Origin of the sequence: Halomonas sp. XH26 (assembly GCF_024138895.1) — a bacterium.
GTDB lineage: Bacteria > Pseudomonadota > Gammaproteobacteria > Pseudomonadales > Halomonadaceae > Vreelandella > Vreelandella alkaliphila.
On the sequence record NZ_CP071889.1, the window covers coordinates 931,024 to 947,158 of the forward strand.

At 51.9% G+C, this 16,135-nt stretch carries 12 protein-coding genes; 5 read left to right on the plus strand and 7 right to left on the minus strand.

What is annotated here, in order from left to right:
* Positions 1-24 precede the first annotated feature (24 nt).
* On the minus strand, positions 25-2,547 hold the full coding sequence (nirB, locus tag J4377_RS04300) for a nitrite reductase large subunit NirB (protein ID WP_253487024.1): 2,523 nt from the start codon (positions 2,545-2,547) through the stop codon (positions 25-27).
* A complete protein-coding gene (locus J4377_RS04305; RefSeq protein WP_253487026.1) occupies positions 2,547-3,884 on the minus strand; it encodes an NAD(P)/FAD-dependent oxidoreductase in 1,338 nt (445 codons plus the stop codon). Before J4377_RS04305 ends, nirB begins: the two co-directional genes overlap by 1 nt.
* Before the next feature lie 655 nt (positions 3,885-4,539).
* Here J4377_RS04305 and J4377_RS04310 point away from each other — a divergent pair.
* The 3 genes from J4377_RS04310 to arfA all read left to right on the plus strand — a co-directional run bounded on the left by J4377_RS04310 (position 4,540) and on the right by arfA (position 8,447).
* Complete coding sequence (locus J4377_RS04310; RefSeq protein ID WP_253487028.1) at positions 4,540-7,278, plus strand: nitrate reductase; 2,739 nt, start codon at positions 4,540-4,542, stop codon at positions 7,276-7,278.
* Positions 7,238-8,137: a uroporphyrinogen-III C-methyltransferase gene (gene cobA / locus J4377_RS04315; RefSeq protein ID WP_198348524.1), complete on the plus strand. Its 900-nt coding sequence runs from the start codon at positions 7,238-7,240 to the stop codon at positions 8,135-8,137. The genes J4377_RS04310 and cobA overlap by 41 nt, the downstream gene beginning before the upstream one ends.
* A gap of 160 nt (positions 8,138-8,297) precedes the next feature.
* Positions 8,298-8,447, plus strand: coding sequence for an alternative ribosome rescue factor ArfA (arfA, locus tag J4377_RS04320; protein ID WP_084183661.1), 150 nt, complete (start codon positions 8,298-8,300; stop codon positions 8,445-8,447).
* A gap of 66 nt (positions 8,448-8,513) precedes the next feature.
* Here the strand turns inward: arfA and J4377_RS04325 are convergent, their stop codons facing one another.
* Positions 8,514-9,254: a response regulator transcription factor gene (locus J4377_RS04325; protein ID WP_198348523.1), complete on the minus strand. Its 741-nt coding sequence runs from the start codon at positions 9,252-9,254 to the stop codon at positions 8,514-8,516.
* 155 nt (positions 9,255-9,409) lie between these two features.
* On the opposite strand from J4377_RS04325, the gene J4377_RS04330 reads away from it, so the two are divergent.
* A complete protein-coding gene (locus J4377_RS04330; protein ID WP_198348522.1) occupies positions 9,410-9,916 on the plus strand; it encodes a molybdopterin-dependent oxidoreductase in 507 nt (168 codons plus the stop codon).
* A 27-nt stretch (positions 9,917-9,943) separates the two neighbouring features.
* A complete protein-coding gene (locus J4377_RS04335; RefSeq protein ID WP_253487035.1) occupies positions 9,944-12,184 on the plus strand; it encodes an ATP-binding protein in 2,241 nt (746 codons plus the stop codon).
* Between the two features lie 24 nt (positions 12,185-12,208).
* Here the strand turns inward: J4377_RS04335 and J4377_RS04340 are convergent, their stop codons facing one another.
* From J4377_RS04340 to J4377_RS04355, 4 genes are read right to left on the minus strand one after another with little or no spacing between them, the layout of a single operon-like run.
* Positions 12,209-13,744: a sigma-54 dependent transcriptional regulator gene (locus tag J4377_RS04340; protein WP_253487037.1), complete on the minus strand. Its 1,536-nt coding sequence runs from the start codon at positions 13,742-13,744 to the stop codon at positions 12,209-12,211.
* Positions 13,745-13,779: 35 nt separating this feature from the next.
* Entirely contained in the window at positions 13,780-14,286 is a 507-nt protein-coding gene (locus tag J4377_RS04345; protein WP_253487039.1) for a hypothetical protein, read from the minus strand.
* Positions 14,287-14,342: 56 nt separating this feature from the next.
* Positions 14,343-15,065, minus strand: a complete 723-nt coding sequence (locus tag J4377_RS04350; RefSeq protein ID WP_198348518.1) for a hypothetical protein — start codon at positions 15,063-15,065, stop codon at positions 14,343-14,345.
* Between the two features lie 12 nt (positions 15,066-15,077).
* Positions 15,078-15,896 carry a CsgG/HfaB family protein gene (locus tag J4377_RS04355; RefSeq protein ID WP_198348517.1) on the minus strand — a complete coding sequence of 273 codons (819 nt, stop codon included), beginning with the start codon at positions 15,894-15,896 and terminating at the stop codon, positions 15,078-15,080.
* Positions 15,897-16,135 lie beyond the last annotated feature (239 nt).

Below are 16,135 nucleotides of genomic sequence, written 5' to 3' on the forward strand. Positions count from 1 at the left end.
AGTGTTTAAGCAGGGCATTAGTGTTTAAGCGGGACGTAGCTGGCCGCGCTCGGACGTCATAATGATTGACGGATCAGGGCGGTCGTCGTTGACAAAGCTGCGGAAGCGCTTGAGTTTGTCTGGGTCGCTGATGGCGTTGGCCCATTCGCACTGATAGCTATCGACAACATGCTGCATTTGCCGCTCCAGCTCGCTATTAATGCCTAAGCTGTCTTCCAGAATCACCTCTTTGAGGTACTCCAGGCCGCCGTCGAGGTTTTCGCGCCATACGGAGGTGCGCTGCAGTCGGTCGGCGGTGCGTACATAAAACATCAAGAAGCGGTCTATAGTGCGGTAGAGCTGCTCGTCGTCCAGGTCAGTGGCGAACAGTTCAGCGTGGCGAGGGCGCATGCCACCGTTACCGCACACGTAGAGGTTCCAGCCGTTTTCGGTGGCAATAATGCCGATGTCTTTACTCTGGGCTTCGGCGCACTCGCGGGTGCAGCCGGAAACGCCAAACTTGATCTTGTGGGGCGAACGCAGGCCCTTGTAGCGATTCTCCAGTTGAATCGCCATGCCGACGCTGTCCTGCACGCCGTAGCGGCACCAGGTGCTGCCCACGCAGGATTTCACCGTGCGTAGCGATTTACCGTAGGCGTGTCCGGTCTCGAAGCCTGCGGCAATCAGTTCGCCCCAGATATCCGGCAGGTCTTCCAGGCGGGCGCCGAACAGATCGATGCGCTGGCCGCCAGTAACCTTCGAGTAGAGGCTGTATTTTTTGGCCACTTCGCCCAGCACGATGAGTTTGTCTGGGGTGATCTCGCCACCGGCCACACGCGGCACCACCGAGTAAGTGCCATTTTTCTGCATGTTGGCCATAAAGGTGTCGTTGGTGTCCTGCAGAGGAATATGCGCCGCGTCGGTGATCGGCTCATTGAAGCAGGAGGCCAGAATAGACGCCACCGCGGGCTTGCAGATGTCGCAGCCCAGGCAGTGGGTGTCTTGATTGCCGTGCTTTGCGATCAATTCGCTGAAGGTTTTGATGCCTTCCACGCGCACAATATCGTAAAGCTCCTGGCGGGTATGGGCGAAGTGCTCGCAAATCGATTTATCAACCTCTACGCCGCGGGCTTCTAGCTCATGGTCAACCACGCTTTTGAGCAGCGCGGTGCAGCCGCCGCAGCCGGTGCTGGCTTTGGTAGTCGCTTTGACACCGCCTAGATCCACCGCGCCCGCATCAATAGTGGCGCAAATATCGCCTTTAGTGACGTTGTGACAAGAGCAGATGGAGGCGGTTTCCGGCAGCGCACCGGGGCCGAGAGTGGGTGCGGCGCCGCTGCTTTGGGGCAGAATCAATGAGGCGGGCTCGTCGGGCAACTCAATGCCGTTGGAGTAGTACTGCAGCAGCGTGTCGTACGCGCCGTTGTCGCCGACTAACATTGCGCCCAGCAGCTTTTTACCATCACTGGTTACCACCATCTTGCGATACACCTGGGTGATCGGGTCGAGATAGCGAAACATTCGCGCACCGGGGTTTTGGGTGCCATGGGCATCGCCGATAGAGCCCACATCTACGCCCAGTAACTTCAGCTTGGTGCTCATGTCGGCACCGCTAAAGTGTGTATCGCCGCCAGTGAGGGTGGAGAGCGCCGCTTTGGCCATTTGGTAGCCAGGGGCGACTAAACCAAAAATACTCTGGTTCCACAGCGCGACTTCGCCAATGGCGAGAATGGCGGGGTCGCTGGTGCAGCATTGGTCATCAATAACCACGCCGCCGCGCTCGCCAATGTCTAAACCGCATTCGCGTGCCAAGGTATCTTGTGGACGAATGCCTGCTGAAAACACAATCAGGTCGGTTTCCAGCACTTTGTCATCCTGGAACACCATGCGCAGGCGGCTGGTCTCGCCAGGTTCGATACGCTGGGTAGCTCGCTCGGTAAGCACCTGGACGCCCAGGGCTGCAATTTTTTCCCGCAGTAGCTCACCGCCTTCGTTATCTACCTGCATAGGCATTAGGCGTGAGGCGAACTCCACCACGGCCGTATCCAGGTTCAGGCCGCGCAGAGCGTTAGCCGCTTCCAAGCCCAGCAAACCGCCGCCCACCACCACGCCAGTTGTGGCGTTTTCGGCCGCCGCCTGAATGGCGTCTAGGTCGTCCAAGGTGCGGTACACCAAACAACCATCGCGGTCGTTACCGGGAATCGGCGGCACAAAGGGGAACGAGCCGGTGGCCAGCACCACGCGGTCGTAAGGGTAACGGCCTTGTTCGGTGACCACCTCTTGTGAGTTGCGGTCGATCTCAATGACGGCTTCGCTTGTGCGCAGCTCCACGCCGCTGGTGGCGTAGTAATCCGCTTCGCAAAGCGCGAGCGAATCGGCATCGCGGCCGCTGAAGTATTCAGACAGGTGTACACGGTCGTAGGCGCGGTGGCGCTCTTCGCCAAACACGGTGACCTGATAGCGCTCAAGGGCAGCGTTATCGACGAGCTGTTCGACCAGGTGGTGGCCGACCATGCCGTTACCAATAATAATAAGCTGTTCGGGAGTTGCCAGTTTTTGGGTAGACATTATGCCACCTCTGAGGTCGGTAGATGAGAAGAGGGTGGAGAAGCCGATGATGAGGAAGCAGGACTGTTCGCGTTATCAGCGTGCTCGGTTTGCAGTACCTCGGCATCGGAAGGGCCAAACAGTAGTGTTTGGCGGCAAGCCGTAAGGTCAGCACTTGCCAATGCCTGTTCGAAATACCAAGGACCGTGGCGGGTATCGCCGTAGAGCACCGCCCCTTCAAGTTGGCCATCGCGCAGCAGCAGGCGACGGTAGTCGCCGCTTTCTGGGTCGCGGTAGCGCAATACGTCGTGTTCGTGGCCTGCTTCGGTAGGGCCAAATGCGAAGAGTGCTACGCCGCTGACTTTCAATTTGGTAGCAGTGGTGACTTCTTGATAACCATCGGTTGTTTCGCCGCACAGCACGGCTGCCAACACGTCAACCTGACGCCAAATCGGCTCCACTAGCCCATAGGTGTGCTGATCAAATTGGCAGCATTCGCCCAGGGCTGCGATATGCGGGTCAGACGTGGTCAGGTGCGCGTCAACCACAATGGCACGTTCGCAGCGAAGCCCCGCCTGCTGCCCCAGCTCCACATTGGGCGTAATGCCCGCCGCGACAATCACACTATCGGCGGGTAAACGGCGGCCATCGCTCAGCATGACCGCCTGGACGTGTCCGTGGCCGTTATCTTCCAGCACAGCAAGCGAAGCGTTTGTTGCGATATGGATGCCGCGCTGGCGCAGGGTGTTTTCGAGCAGGCAGGCGGCGGTTTCATCCAACTGGCGGTTCATCAGCCGCTCGCTGCGCTGGAGCACGCTCACCTTGATGTCACTGCCGCGTTTACGCAGTCCTTCAGCCGCTTCAAGACCCAGCAGGCCGCCGCCGATAACAACCGCATTGCCGCCACGTTGGGCGATGGCTTCTAGGGCGGTGGCGTCTTTCAAGTCGCGAAAGCTATGGACGCCGGCTAGCTCAATGCCGGAAACGTTGGGTATCGTTGGTCGTGAACCCGTCGCGATCACTAAGTGATCGTAATCCAGGCAGCGGTCGCTCTCCGTAGTAATACGGCAGTTGTCGCGATCAATCGTTACTACTTTTTCGTCGAGAAGCAGGGTAATGCCCTGTTCGGCGTACCATGCTTGGTCACGGAAAGTAAGCGCATCGGTGGCGAGCTCACCCGCCAATAAGGGGGAAAGCAGTATTCGGTTATAGGCAGGTACAGGCTCTTCACCAATAACGGTGATACACGTTGGGCGCCGTGGATGGCGCACCAGCGCTTCAATTAGGCGATGGCTGGCCATGCCATTGCCAATGATAATTAGGTGGTCGATAGATGCGCACCGGGAAGCGGTTTCCATAGGTGGCTCCTTGAATTCAGCATGTGTGTCGAGCAATAAAAAAACGCCCCTGACACTGCCCTTCGTTAAGAAAGGTGTGTCAGGGGCGTCGTTGCCCGTTAGCGTCGTTAAGTCACGTCGATGAGCACGCTGTGCAACCGCCGTTGGCTGCCGAGTTGTCTCATATGTTTAATACGCAGCAAAAAATTAGCCAGCTACTCCCTTGATATGAATTAATTCTTTCTAATCAGTTGCTTGGTTTTTTGATGTGCCCACAAGCTCTCGCCTGAGTAAATAAGTAAGCGCACACTATTGGTGCGTTTGGCGAGTGCTGCGCACGGTCATAGAACGCTAGTGGGCAAACAGCGGGGGTTGAATGTGCTATCAAATGATTTGGTTATTTTTATAAGATTTTGTTTTTGAATGTTATTTTGTTTTTTGTAGGGAGTTGGGCTTATTGATTGCAGTAATGTTGATAACAAGTAATAACGGCTCATTGCAGTGTATTAGCCAAATAAAACACAATGACAAATAGCAACGAACAACACTAACTGCAGCAAACCACTGATGAGTATGGCACCAAAGTGGGTGCCCCTGTGACAACGGCGTCCAGGCAGGCTTCTTTTGAGAAGCTCGCTTGGGCGCTTTTTGCTTTTTAACGCCGGAGGAAAACGCAATGCCAAAGCCTAATCGGCTCGCTGAAGGCGATATCCGCACCACGTGTCCCTACTGCGGCGTTGGCTGCGGAGTGAAAGCAACGATAGACAGTGGCAACGTCATCGCTGTGGAAGGAGATCGTGAACATCCTGCTAACTACGGGCGCTTGTGTGTTAAAGGCACGGCGCTGCATGAAACACTGGGCGCGAATGACCGCTTGCAACACCCTAGGGTGGATGGAAAAGACGTTTCCTGGGAGCAGGCGTTAGCCGAAACGGCACGGCGTTTACAGGCGCAGCGTAACGCGCATGGCAATCATACGGTTGCCGCGTATCTTTCGGGACAGCTGTTAACGGAAGATTACTATGTGGCAAATAAGCTGTTTAAGGGCTTTTTAGGCACGCCGCATCTGGATACCAATTCGCGGCTGTGTATGGCGTCAGCGGTGGCGGGCTACAAGCGCGCTTTTGGCGCCGACGCGGTGCCCTGTAGCTATGAAGATTTGGAAGAAGCGGAATTGGTAGTGTTGGTCGGCTCTAATCTGGCCTGGAATCATCCGGTGCTTTATCAGCGCCTGAAAGTTGCCAAAGAGCGCAACCCATTGATGCGTGTGGTGGTCATCGACCCTAGGGTGACCGATAGCTGTGAAATTGCCGATCTTTATCTTGGTATTCGACCGGGCAGCGATGCTTATCTGTTCAACGGGCTGCTGGCGTGGATGTCAGCACACCGTCGACTAGACAGCCTCTACCTTGAACGGCATACCGAAGGGTTTAGCGAGGCATTAAACGCTGCTCAGCAGAGTGCCAGCAGCGTGAATGATGTCGCAATAGCCTGTGACGTCGACCCCGAGCGCTTAGAAACTTTTTACTATTGGTTTGCCAGCCAGCTGCATGTTGTCACGCTCTATTCTCAAGGGGTTAATCAATCCACCAGCGGCACCGATAAGTGCAATGCCATCATTAATTGCCACTTGGCAGGCGGTAAACTTGGCCTGCCGGGTGCTGGGCCATTTTCAATCACTGGCCAGCCTAATGCGATGGGCGGGCGAGAAGTGGGTGGGCTTGCCAATCAACTGGCGGCGCATATGGACTACCATACCCCCGGTGCGCTTGATCTGGTCAGCCGCTTTTGGGCCACTGAACATTTAATTCCTACGCTGCCAGATGCTCCCGGCCATAAAGCGATTGAACTGTTTGATGCCATTGACCGTGGGGAGATTACGGCGCTGTGGGTAATGGCAACCAACCCCGCCGTTAGCCTGCCGGATGGCGCAAAGGTACGCCGCGCGTTAGCAGCGTGTCCGCTGGTAATTGTCTCGGAATGCGTTGCTAACACTGATCTGCTGCCCTATGCCGATATTGTGCTACCCGCGTCAGGTTGGTCGGAAAAGGATGGGACGGTCACCAATTCTGAACGACGAATCTCCCGCCAGCGCGGCATGCTGACACCGCCTGGTGAAGCCCAACACGATTGGTGGATTATCTGCGAAGTTGCTAAACGCTTGGGGTTTGCTGAAGCGTTTAGTTACTCCCATCCATGGGAAATTTTCGACGAGCACGCACGGCTCTCCGGTTTTGAAAACAGTGGCACGAGCAAGCGGTTGTTTGATATTTCGGGACTGGCAGGCAAAGGGCAGGCCGCTTATGATGCGCTCTCGCCGATTCAGTGGCCGGTTAATCAATCTGCGCCTCGGGGCACGTCAAGGTTGTTTGAAGAGGGTGTGTTTGCCACGGCCAATGGCCGAGCCAAACTATTGCCGATTACGCCACGGTTGCCAGAACAGGCGCTCAGTTCGACCTATCCGCTGCGACTGAATACTGGGCGAGTGCGCGATCAATGGCACACCATGACCCGCACCGCCAGAGCACCGCGGCTGATGAATCATCGGGCAGAGCCGTTTATTGAACTGCACCCTGTGGATGCGGCCAACGCGGGCGTAGCTGACCAAGGGCTTGCGATGCTGACGGCAGCTGAAGGTGAGTACCGTGGGCGAGTACGTATTTCAAACGCCCAGCGGCAAGGGGAAGTGTTTGTGCCTATGCACTGGACCGACTGCTTTACAAAGCAGGGCCGAAGCGGCGCACTGATCACTGGCTATACCGACCCTGTGTCTGGCCAGCCAGAAACCAAGCAAGGGGCGGTAGCATTAACGAATTTGCCCATTGATTGGCAAGCAACGCTACTGGTGGCCAACGACCAAACCAGTACGGATACCCCCAGTTGGTGTGAAAACACTTATTGGTCGCGTATTCCTATGGGTAACTGCGAGCGCTGGCAGCTCGCTGATAGGGCACCGGTCAGCGATTGGTTGGCAACGGTGGAGGCTTGGCTCGATGTACCCGCGTCGCTGTGGTGCGAAGATAGTGGTAGCGGCAGACTGCGCGCAGCAGGAATAGTGAATGGCCAGTTACGCTGGTGGCTAATGGTAGGGCCACCGCAAGAATTACCGGGGTTTGCTTGGCTTGAGGCGCGCTTTAACGACGCGACGCTAGACCTTCACCATCGCCAACGGCTACTGGCAGGTTGCGATGATGGTGCGGTAGATGCGGGCCCCGTTGTGTGTAGCTGTCATCAAGTAGGACAAACCACTATCATTAAGGCAATTCGTGGGGGCGATATCAGTGTTGAAGCCCTCGGCGTCCGACTAGCTTGCGGCACTCAGTGCGGCAGCTGTATTCCAGAATTAAAATCATTACTTGAAGAGGAGCGTCCAAATGCGTGCGCTAAGCAAACAACTCACCCAGAAATGGCTTGAGGTCTTTATGCGCCTCAGCCAGCGGGTGTTAGCGCCCTTTGGCCGCGAATCAGCCACGCGCTTAAGCCTTCCGCTTAGCGGCGAATGCCGTTCTGGGACAGTGTATTTAGTCGGTGCAGGCAGTGGAGATATGGAACTGCTCACCTTGAAAGCAGCGCGTCTGTTAATGCAGGCCGATGCGGTAGTCTATGACCGCTTAGTGGGTGACGATGTGCTGGGGCTGATACCGTCAGGCACCGAACGCTATTACGTGGGAAAAGCAAGCGGGCATCATAGCGTGCCTCAAGATGAGATAGGCGCGCTGATCGTCTCGCTTGCCCAGGCGGGTAAGTCGGTTGTGCGTTTGAAAGGTGGCGACCCAGGCGTATTTGGGCGTATGGGTGAAGAACTGGGGGCGCTAGCGAATGCCTCAATATCTGCTGAAATAGTGCCAGGCATTACCGCTGCCTCGGCGGCCGCTGCGGGGATGGGTATTCCGCTAACTGATCGTGGCCATGCCCAGCAACTGCGCTTTATTACGGCGCAACTGTGCCGGGAAGGTGGCACGCCGGACTGGGCAACCCTTGCCCGTCAAGATGAAACCCTAGTGTTCTATATGGGGCTTTCCAAAGTAGACGCTATCTGCCACGGCCTTCGCCAAGCGGGCCTGCCGGATACGTGGCCCATTATGTTGGTAGCCAATGCTAGCCAGCCTGAACAGCAATCCTTAGTGGGCACGTTGGCGGACATGCCCGCGCGACTCGCTGCTCAACCGTTACCCTCACCGTGCTTGATTATGGTGGGCAGCGTGGTGAGCATGGTGGCGGAAAGCCCTGCCGCGAGAACGTTAGCCTCTTATGGTGATCAAACGTCATCGTAAGGCATTGGGAACTTGATCAATCTCATTGGGTCATACAAGCGGCGAAACCAATAGGACGGCGGCCATAGTGGGGCTAGGTAAACTACTGCGCTGCCAGACAAGCGTTTGTTAATGTCTGTTTTTTCAAAGACTGTTTTTTTCAAAGACTGAGGAGTACACCGTGAAAAAAGGCAAGATACGCGATAACGCACTGAAAGCGCAGCTGCGAACGCCTATGTTCAAAATGCAGCAGCAAACACCGAAAAAAGGTAAGGGTAGTTACTCCCGTAAAGGTAAGAGTGACGGGCGAGGATATCGCCAAGCCGCTTGAGCAGGCGTTTTGGCGATGCCTTCCCCAGGCATCTTATTGCTCGGCCTTTTTACCGAGCAACTCTCATCAGCTTGGCCGACCTATTGGGTCGGCTTTTTTAGTAGGTATTGATGAGGGGGAGGTTGATGACGTTTCCATTCGATAGCCTGACTGGTAAACGCTGCGCAGCCGAAGACCGTGGCGGCCGTCTAACTCCAGCTTGCGGCGCAGGCGGCTGACATGAGTATCCACCGTGCGTGTGGGGACGTCTCCCTTAATTCCCCATACTAGCTCAAGTATATGGGGGCGGCTGAGTAACTCACCAATTTTAGAGAAGAAGAGGGTCGCAAGACGATATTCCCTCTCAGTTAAATCAATCATTCGCCCTTCGATGCTGATTGTATGATCTTCCGTATTAAGAGTAAAAGCGGTGGGGCACGTGGCTGAAGGTCGAGGTGTGTCGTAACCTGCGCGGCGCCCTAAAGCGCTCACGCGAGCTAAAAACTCTTTAGGGCGGAGGGGCTTAGCCAAAAAATCATCGGCGCCTTGCTCTAGCGCCTGCACGACGTCGTCCTCACCTTGGCTAGCGGTGATGAACAGGATCGGACCTCTCCAACCATCGTGTTGGCGCAAATGTCCTACGACATCCATACCGCAACCATCAGGCAATCGCCAGTCGATAATTAGGAAGTCAAAACTTTGCTCTTGCGTTGCGCGCCTTAGCTCATTTGCCCTGCCAAAGAGCGATACCTGATGCCCCGAGGACGACAGGCACAGCTCGATAAACGCTTGTTGGTCGAGATCATCTTCAAGCACGCCGATATGCATAGTGAGTTACCTATCTTATCGTGTGATCAACTCCACACTACTGCCGGGAAACGCATATTTTGATTCTAGTTGAAGTAAAGTAAGCGACACAAAGGTTCACAGTTAACGCTGAGATCATGGCGCTATACTACGTTAACCAATGTGGAGGCTAAGCCATGATTAAGTATTTGATTAATAATGCAGTTCTTTTTATTGCCAGTGCGCTAATTGCCCACAGCGCACTGGCACTGGAAACGCCAACAGGCCACGTTATTCTCGAAGTGACGGGCAACATTACTCACACCAACGTGGACAATGAAGCGCACTTCGATAAAACCATGCTAGAGGCGCTAACGCAGCGGAGCACGCAGACCAGCACGCCTTGGCATGATGGTGTCGTCAACTTTTCGGGCCCGCTAGGAAGGGCGTTATTAGAAGCCGTTGGCGCTGAAGGGGATCAGATGAACGTCGTAGCGCTCAATGACTACTCTTCGATGGTGCCTGTCAGTGATTTTTACGACCACGAGGTCATTTTAGCCATGCGTGCGAATGGTCAGCCACTCAGAATTCGAGATCACGGGCCGCTGTTTATTATTTATCCCTTCGATGAAAATCCTTCGCTTTTGAATGAAGAGATCCTCACGCGTTCCGTATGGCAAGTAAAACGGATAGAGGTCAAATAGCGCGGGTAGTACCACTAGGTAGACGCCATGTTGCCCATTTTGAAGCATTACTTTTCGCGTCGCGTAAGGGTTGCTACTTTCTCAGCAATCCTCTTTTTTCTTTCCGCCATCATTATTGGTGGCGTTATTTTTCAGCGCCAACATGCGATTGAAAATAGGTTGCTGGAAAACTTGGTATGGACAGGCTATCAATTTGATAGAGAGGTTAGGGAGCTACACATTACGTTAGTGGATATGCAAATTGATAATGCGTCTGTTGATGATCTGCTACTACGTTTTGAAATTTTATACAGTAGAAAAGCTCTTTTTCAGCGCGGTGATATTTATCTGGCTATTTCGAAGATTGAAGGTATTAACGAACTGGTAGAAAAAGCGAGTACGTTAATTGAGGAGATAGACGCTATCATTGAACCCCTTTGGGCGAGTTCGGGCACTGTTAATGAGGCCGTGATTGAGCAGCTACTGAGCCAAGTGATTGAGTTACAGCGCTACACTGGAAATATTTTAATAGATACGAACGCCAGTGTCGCTGTGCTAAGGACATCTGAACGCCAGACAATGACGCAGCTGTACGCAGTGGCATTGATGATCTTACTTTTATTGATGTTCTCAGGAGGGTTGTTGGTAAGAGCGCTAATTCGGGAAGGAAAGATCAGTCTTCAAAAAGCTCTAGCGCTGGAAGAAAAGAGTATAGAGCTAAGAGAGACCGCTAAGCGTGCAGAAATTGCTAGCCAAGCTAAGTCTGAGTTTATGGCAGTAATGAGTCATGAAATTCGCACGCCGCTTAATGGCGTCGTAGGAATGGCAGACTTGTTAAGTGAGGAGGTGCATACGTCTAAGGGCCAAGCGTACCTTTCATCTCTCAAGCGCAGCTCTGATAGTTTGCGCGCCGTTATCAACGATATTTTGGATTATACCAAGATTGAGAGTGGTCGACTTGATTTGGATGCGAAGCCTTTTGATTTAAGAGAGTGTATCGAAGCACTGTGCACAGGGTATGTACTTCAGGGAAATACCAAGCCTGTTGTGTTTAGTTACTCTATTGATGTGTCGCTACCCCATTATGTGGTGGGAGATATTGCACGCCTGCGCCAAGTCATTATGAATTTGATTAATAACGCATTAAAATTTACAGAAGAAGGTTTTGTTAAGTTCCGCGCGTCGCTAGATTTAGATGGGCAGCTTCTATTTGAGGTGCACGATACGGGGTGTGGCATTGCTGCTGAAGATCAGGAGAGCCTTTTTTTAGCTTTTTCTCAAGTAGATACATCCATTGCGCGCCGCCATGAAGGAACAGGTTTGGGGCTTGTCATTTGTAAACGGCTTGTGCAGGCTATGAAGGGAGAAATAGGTGTAACTAGCCGGGTGGGGTTAGGTAGCCGCTTTTGGTTCTCAGTTCCTTTAGCCGAGACCGAGTGCATTGATGGTTATTTGCATCGCGAACAAGAGATGTTGTTAGCGAATCATCATATATTAGTTGTTGAAGATAATCCGATTAACCAGACTGTTGCTAAGGTGATGCTTGAGCAGCTGGGCCTACTCGTCACTATCGCAGACAATGGCCAGCTAGCATTACAGCATCTCCAAGAAGAGTATTCGTCGATCGATCTTGTGTTAATGGATATGCAAATGCCAATTTTGGATGGTCCCACAACGACCCTGCAGTGGCGTGCCTTCGAAGCCGAGCATTCACTGGATAGATTACCCATTGTCGCTATGACCGCTAATGTGATGCCTGAGCATCGTGAACGCTGTTATGAAAGTGGCATGGATAATATGATTAATAAGCCTTTTACACGTGTGGAATTGCAGAGCTTAATTCATCAGTATATTGCCACTGAGCCCTATTCCTGTGTGGATGAAGAGCTCCAGCCTAATGTGTGTGAAAAATTAGATGTTGGCTTATCTGAAGTTCAAGAAAGTGGTGTGTTGGATGAAAGAATATGTAATGAGTTAAAGGAAATGTTCGATACGGCAGCTCTGGATGTATTAGTTGATAATTTTATACGTCGCTTGGAGACACGAATGACCAAGCTGAGAAATGCATGTATGACGGAAGATTACGAGTTGCTACGAAAAGAAGCTCATTCACTCAAAGGGGCCGCTGCCTCTTTAGGGTGTGCCGCTATTGCTGACTGTGCTGAAAAGATAGAGAAGCCAGCGAGTGATGGTGGGAGTTACCTACTATCTTTAATTAATGATTTGGAGGTTGTTAAAGAAAAAACCATCGATGCTTTGATGGTTTACGGATTACTGGGGGTGAAATAGTTGAAGGTGCAGGTGTGAGATTTACTACACCGTCTTTTTACGCCTTCTATACAGTGTAGAAGGTGCTACGCCTAATGATTTAGCTGCCGACTCGATGCAACCTTGATGCTCCGTAATCGTATTTTCAATAACGCTTTCTTCTATTTCTTTCAATGTTTTTCCTGATGTGTTGATAGTGCCAAAAGACATAATGTCGGGTTTTGGTGGGGCAGTTTTTGAGCTGTATGAAATGCTTGAAGAAATCAGATGCTGTTTATGCAGATCGACTCCTTGGTGAAGAATTGCCGCCCGTCTAAGCGTGTTTTCCAGTTCCCTTACATTACCTGGCCAAGCATGGTCGGTTAAAAAACTGACCGCGCTATCTGAAAGCCGACAGGGCAGCGTGTGTTCTTCACTGGTAATGTTAGAGAGCAAACGGTTGGCGATGAGGACGACATCGTTGCCTCGTTCCCTTAATGGAGGAAGCTCAATGCTGAGCACATTGAGTCGGTAATACAGGTCTTCTCTAAACTCGCCTTGCTGTACAGCCGCAGAGAGATCACGGTGACAGGCACTGACAATACGACAATCAACGGTCACTGGCTTGGTGCTGCCAACGGGCAAGATGGTGCCTGTTTGCAAGGCTCGTAGCAGTTTTGCCTGAAACACAAGCGGCATATCGCCTATTTCGTCTAGGAACAGTGTTCCGCCATCGGCCGCTTCAAAAAAACCTTTTTGATCGCGTGTAGCGCCGCTAAACGCGCCTTTGATGTGCCCAAACAACATGGACTCAATCAGGGACTCAGGAAAAGCAGCGCAGTTAACGGCAATGAATGGTTCATTTGAGCGAGGGCTGCAGTAGTGGATGCTACGGGCGACTAACTCCTTTCCTGTACCACTTTCTCCGTGAAGCCAGAGCGGTGCATGAGAGAGGGCCAACAAGGGAATTTGCTGGCGTAAACTATGCATCGCCTTGCTTTCGCCCAGCAGCAATGTCTCGGGGGAAGCATCGTTAAGGTTGGATTGTGATAATTGCTGTTGAAGCTTTTCAATCAATTTTCCAGTCCAATCCAGTAATGCTTTGCATCCTAGAGGTTTGACAAGACGAACGATCTCGCCACAGGACGCATTTTCTGCGGAGAGATCGTTAGCGGAAATCACCATACACGCAGTAGGTTGGTCAAGATCTCGGCAGGTGGTCATGACATCGATTCCGGTCATGTCGGGTAATTGATAATCCAAGATTACTGCTGCTGGACCCTGGTACTCCACCAACGTAGAGACCGCTTCACAACCATTTCTTGCTACTTTTACGTTGTGGTAGTGAAGTTTCAATATCGCATGGTAGAGCGAAGCAGTATCTTCATCGTCCTCTACAATTAACACTAGGTATTGTGCGTTGGCTTGATTTTCTATAGCGCCATCGCTGGGTGTGTGTCCAATAGGTTGTTGATTTTTTTGCTTAGAAGAATACATGCCCATGCCGGAGCCCCTATCGATAACTGCCAGGATAAATACAAACCCTGATTTCAGCATATCACCATTTATTGGGCAGGCATGGGAAGAGACATTTATTAACATTTGTATTGCATGGAGTGTCGCTAATTAACATGACGTTATTCAGCAATACTTTCATCTAAAAGTATTAAGTCATTGCTGTCATCTTGCATATTGAGCAGGTTTCTTATTTTTGACAGAGAGTTTGCTTCTGCTTGGTTGGTCTGGTGGTTTTCCGTCATGATTAATCCTTCAGCGCCATCACCCAGCGTCATTTCAATCTGCTGCCAGTTGCCCACCGCAATGGAGGTAGACGAATTGACAATAAGGATGCCCTCGGACGACTCGCTCGCTACGGGATCTAAACCGCCAGCCGCTGTGTTTTCTCTATTGGCAGCAGGCATGGCGTTGTTTCGTTCACGTGCTTGTCTCCAGCGTGCTTCCTGTAACAGTAGTGAACTCTGCGTATTCGCTCGTTCAGGAAAATCGTAGGGATATGGCCCTATCAGCGGGTCACGGTCTCTTGCTTCAACAGGGCTGGTCAATGCCATGGCTAGCAGTAAGCTTGCGCTTACAGCGGTGACGTATTTGATTGCCTGTTGTGCATTCACTGTGAGGACATTCATCTTATTCCTCCTTGGCGCCCATGCGCTGCATGGGCGCCCATCTGTTGCTATGATATTCAGAAATTGCCATCCACATTGACAGACAGGTTGTTGCCGACCGAGGTAGCAGTTGACGACACGGCGGGGTTAGTGTTGTTGCCCATGCCACTGATACCATCGAACAGCACTGCGTCAACCGTAGAGGTGCTAGTCACTAGGGCAACGGCTAGCTGCTCATTGTTGGCGATGGCGAAGGCATCCTGATCAGAGATCGTGGTGAGATCTAAGCTCAAGTTGTTACCTACGCCAGTAGCAGAGCTATCCACGGTGGCATTGGTGACACCCAGCACTGATGACGATGCGAGGATGGCTCCAGGTACGAGTGCTGTGGTAATTAATGGGTCAACGCTTAGTCCTACGCCTGCGTAGAGCTGGCTATTATCCGTCTGCATGGATACATCCGAGGTGATAGATCCATTATTACCGACAGACGTAGCCGCACTTTCTACGGATGCAAGGTCATCAATGGAGTTACCACTGAGCACTGGGATAATCAGGTTATCCACGACGGTGACTAAGCTAGTGGAGGTCATCGCGCCATATGCGATCTGATCGTTTTCGGTTTGTGTTAAGCCAGCAGGTGTGACGTTGACATCAGATAGTGCTGATGTGTCTACCGTGCTGTTAACGGTGGCATCCCATACCCAAGTGACAGAGTCAAAAGCTTGAGCGCTTGATACCGCAGTGATGCCAGCAAAGGCGATAGCTACGGACAGTGCAGTTTTATTTAGAGTTTTCATGACGGCATCCTTTTAGTAAGCCGCTGGATAATGCCCGTCTGCCACTTGACACTCTTCAGTGTCAGCAATTGGCAGGCCGAGACCTTCCGTCAGGATCTGGTAGGCAGCCATTTCCACGACGGATCGAACACCAAGTTGAAGAGGCTCATTCCTCACCGACCCGGCATCGAATTCAACAAGCTGATTGTCAAAGAAGCGGTAAATACCGGCCTCTACTTGGTTTCCCACAATCTGCTTTTGTAAACTAGTGACATAGACGGTTTGGAATGTGTTGGTGTCTATGACCCGAAGATCTAATCCCACATTAATCACCGCTTCTCGCGTGCCGGCGCCCACTAAACCGACATAAAGACGGGCACCTTGGGTGAGAATGTTATAGTTAAGTTCTGTGAGTGCCCCCAGAATGACAAAGTTAGCGGGCTGTACATTCAGTGGCGCCGCAGGTATTTGCATTGCTCCGGCATCTTGCAACTGACGCTCAGCCAGAGGAATGCGAATATCTAGGCGTTCCGCCAGCCTAACTTTGCGCGTTTTATAGAGTGCACTAATCAACATTTCTGATACGCCTTGCGTTAGTGTGCGGCTATCAGTAATAGTGGAGTAGCTGACTTGGCCCGTTTGATCGAGAATTTGTCCAACACTAACAGTGGGCAGATTCATACCTGGCTGTTGGCTGAGAGCACTTAAGCAACGGCTGTAGGGCGTGTGATTTGACATCACTGGAGAGCCTTCGCGCGGTGCGATAGGATCAGTTCCAATTGAAGCACAACCGCTTATAGAAGCACTTAATGCAATGGCGGCTGTGATCTTGTGGGGAGTTGGAAACTTCATGTCTGATTCCTCCTGTTGTTGTATAACTAATAGCAGGAGGGATGCCATGTTTATATTTTTATATATTTATCAGTTGATTGCGTGTTTTTATTGGTGTGTAGGCTGGTTTTAATAAGTTGATTTTCTGAACTCTCTCTTGCAATTTGCAAGTTTTGAATTGCAAACTGCAATTTTTTTGCGTTATGCGAATAAATGCCGACATTATAAGTGAGGTCTAAGGAGGGTTCGGTGTATTCTTA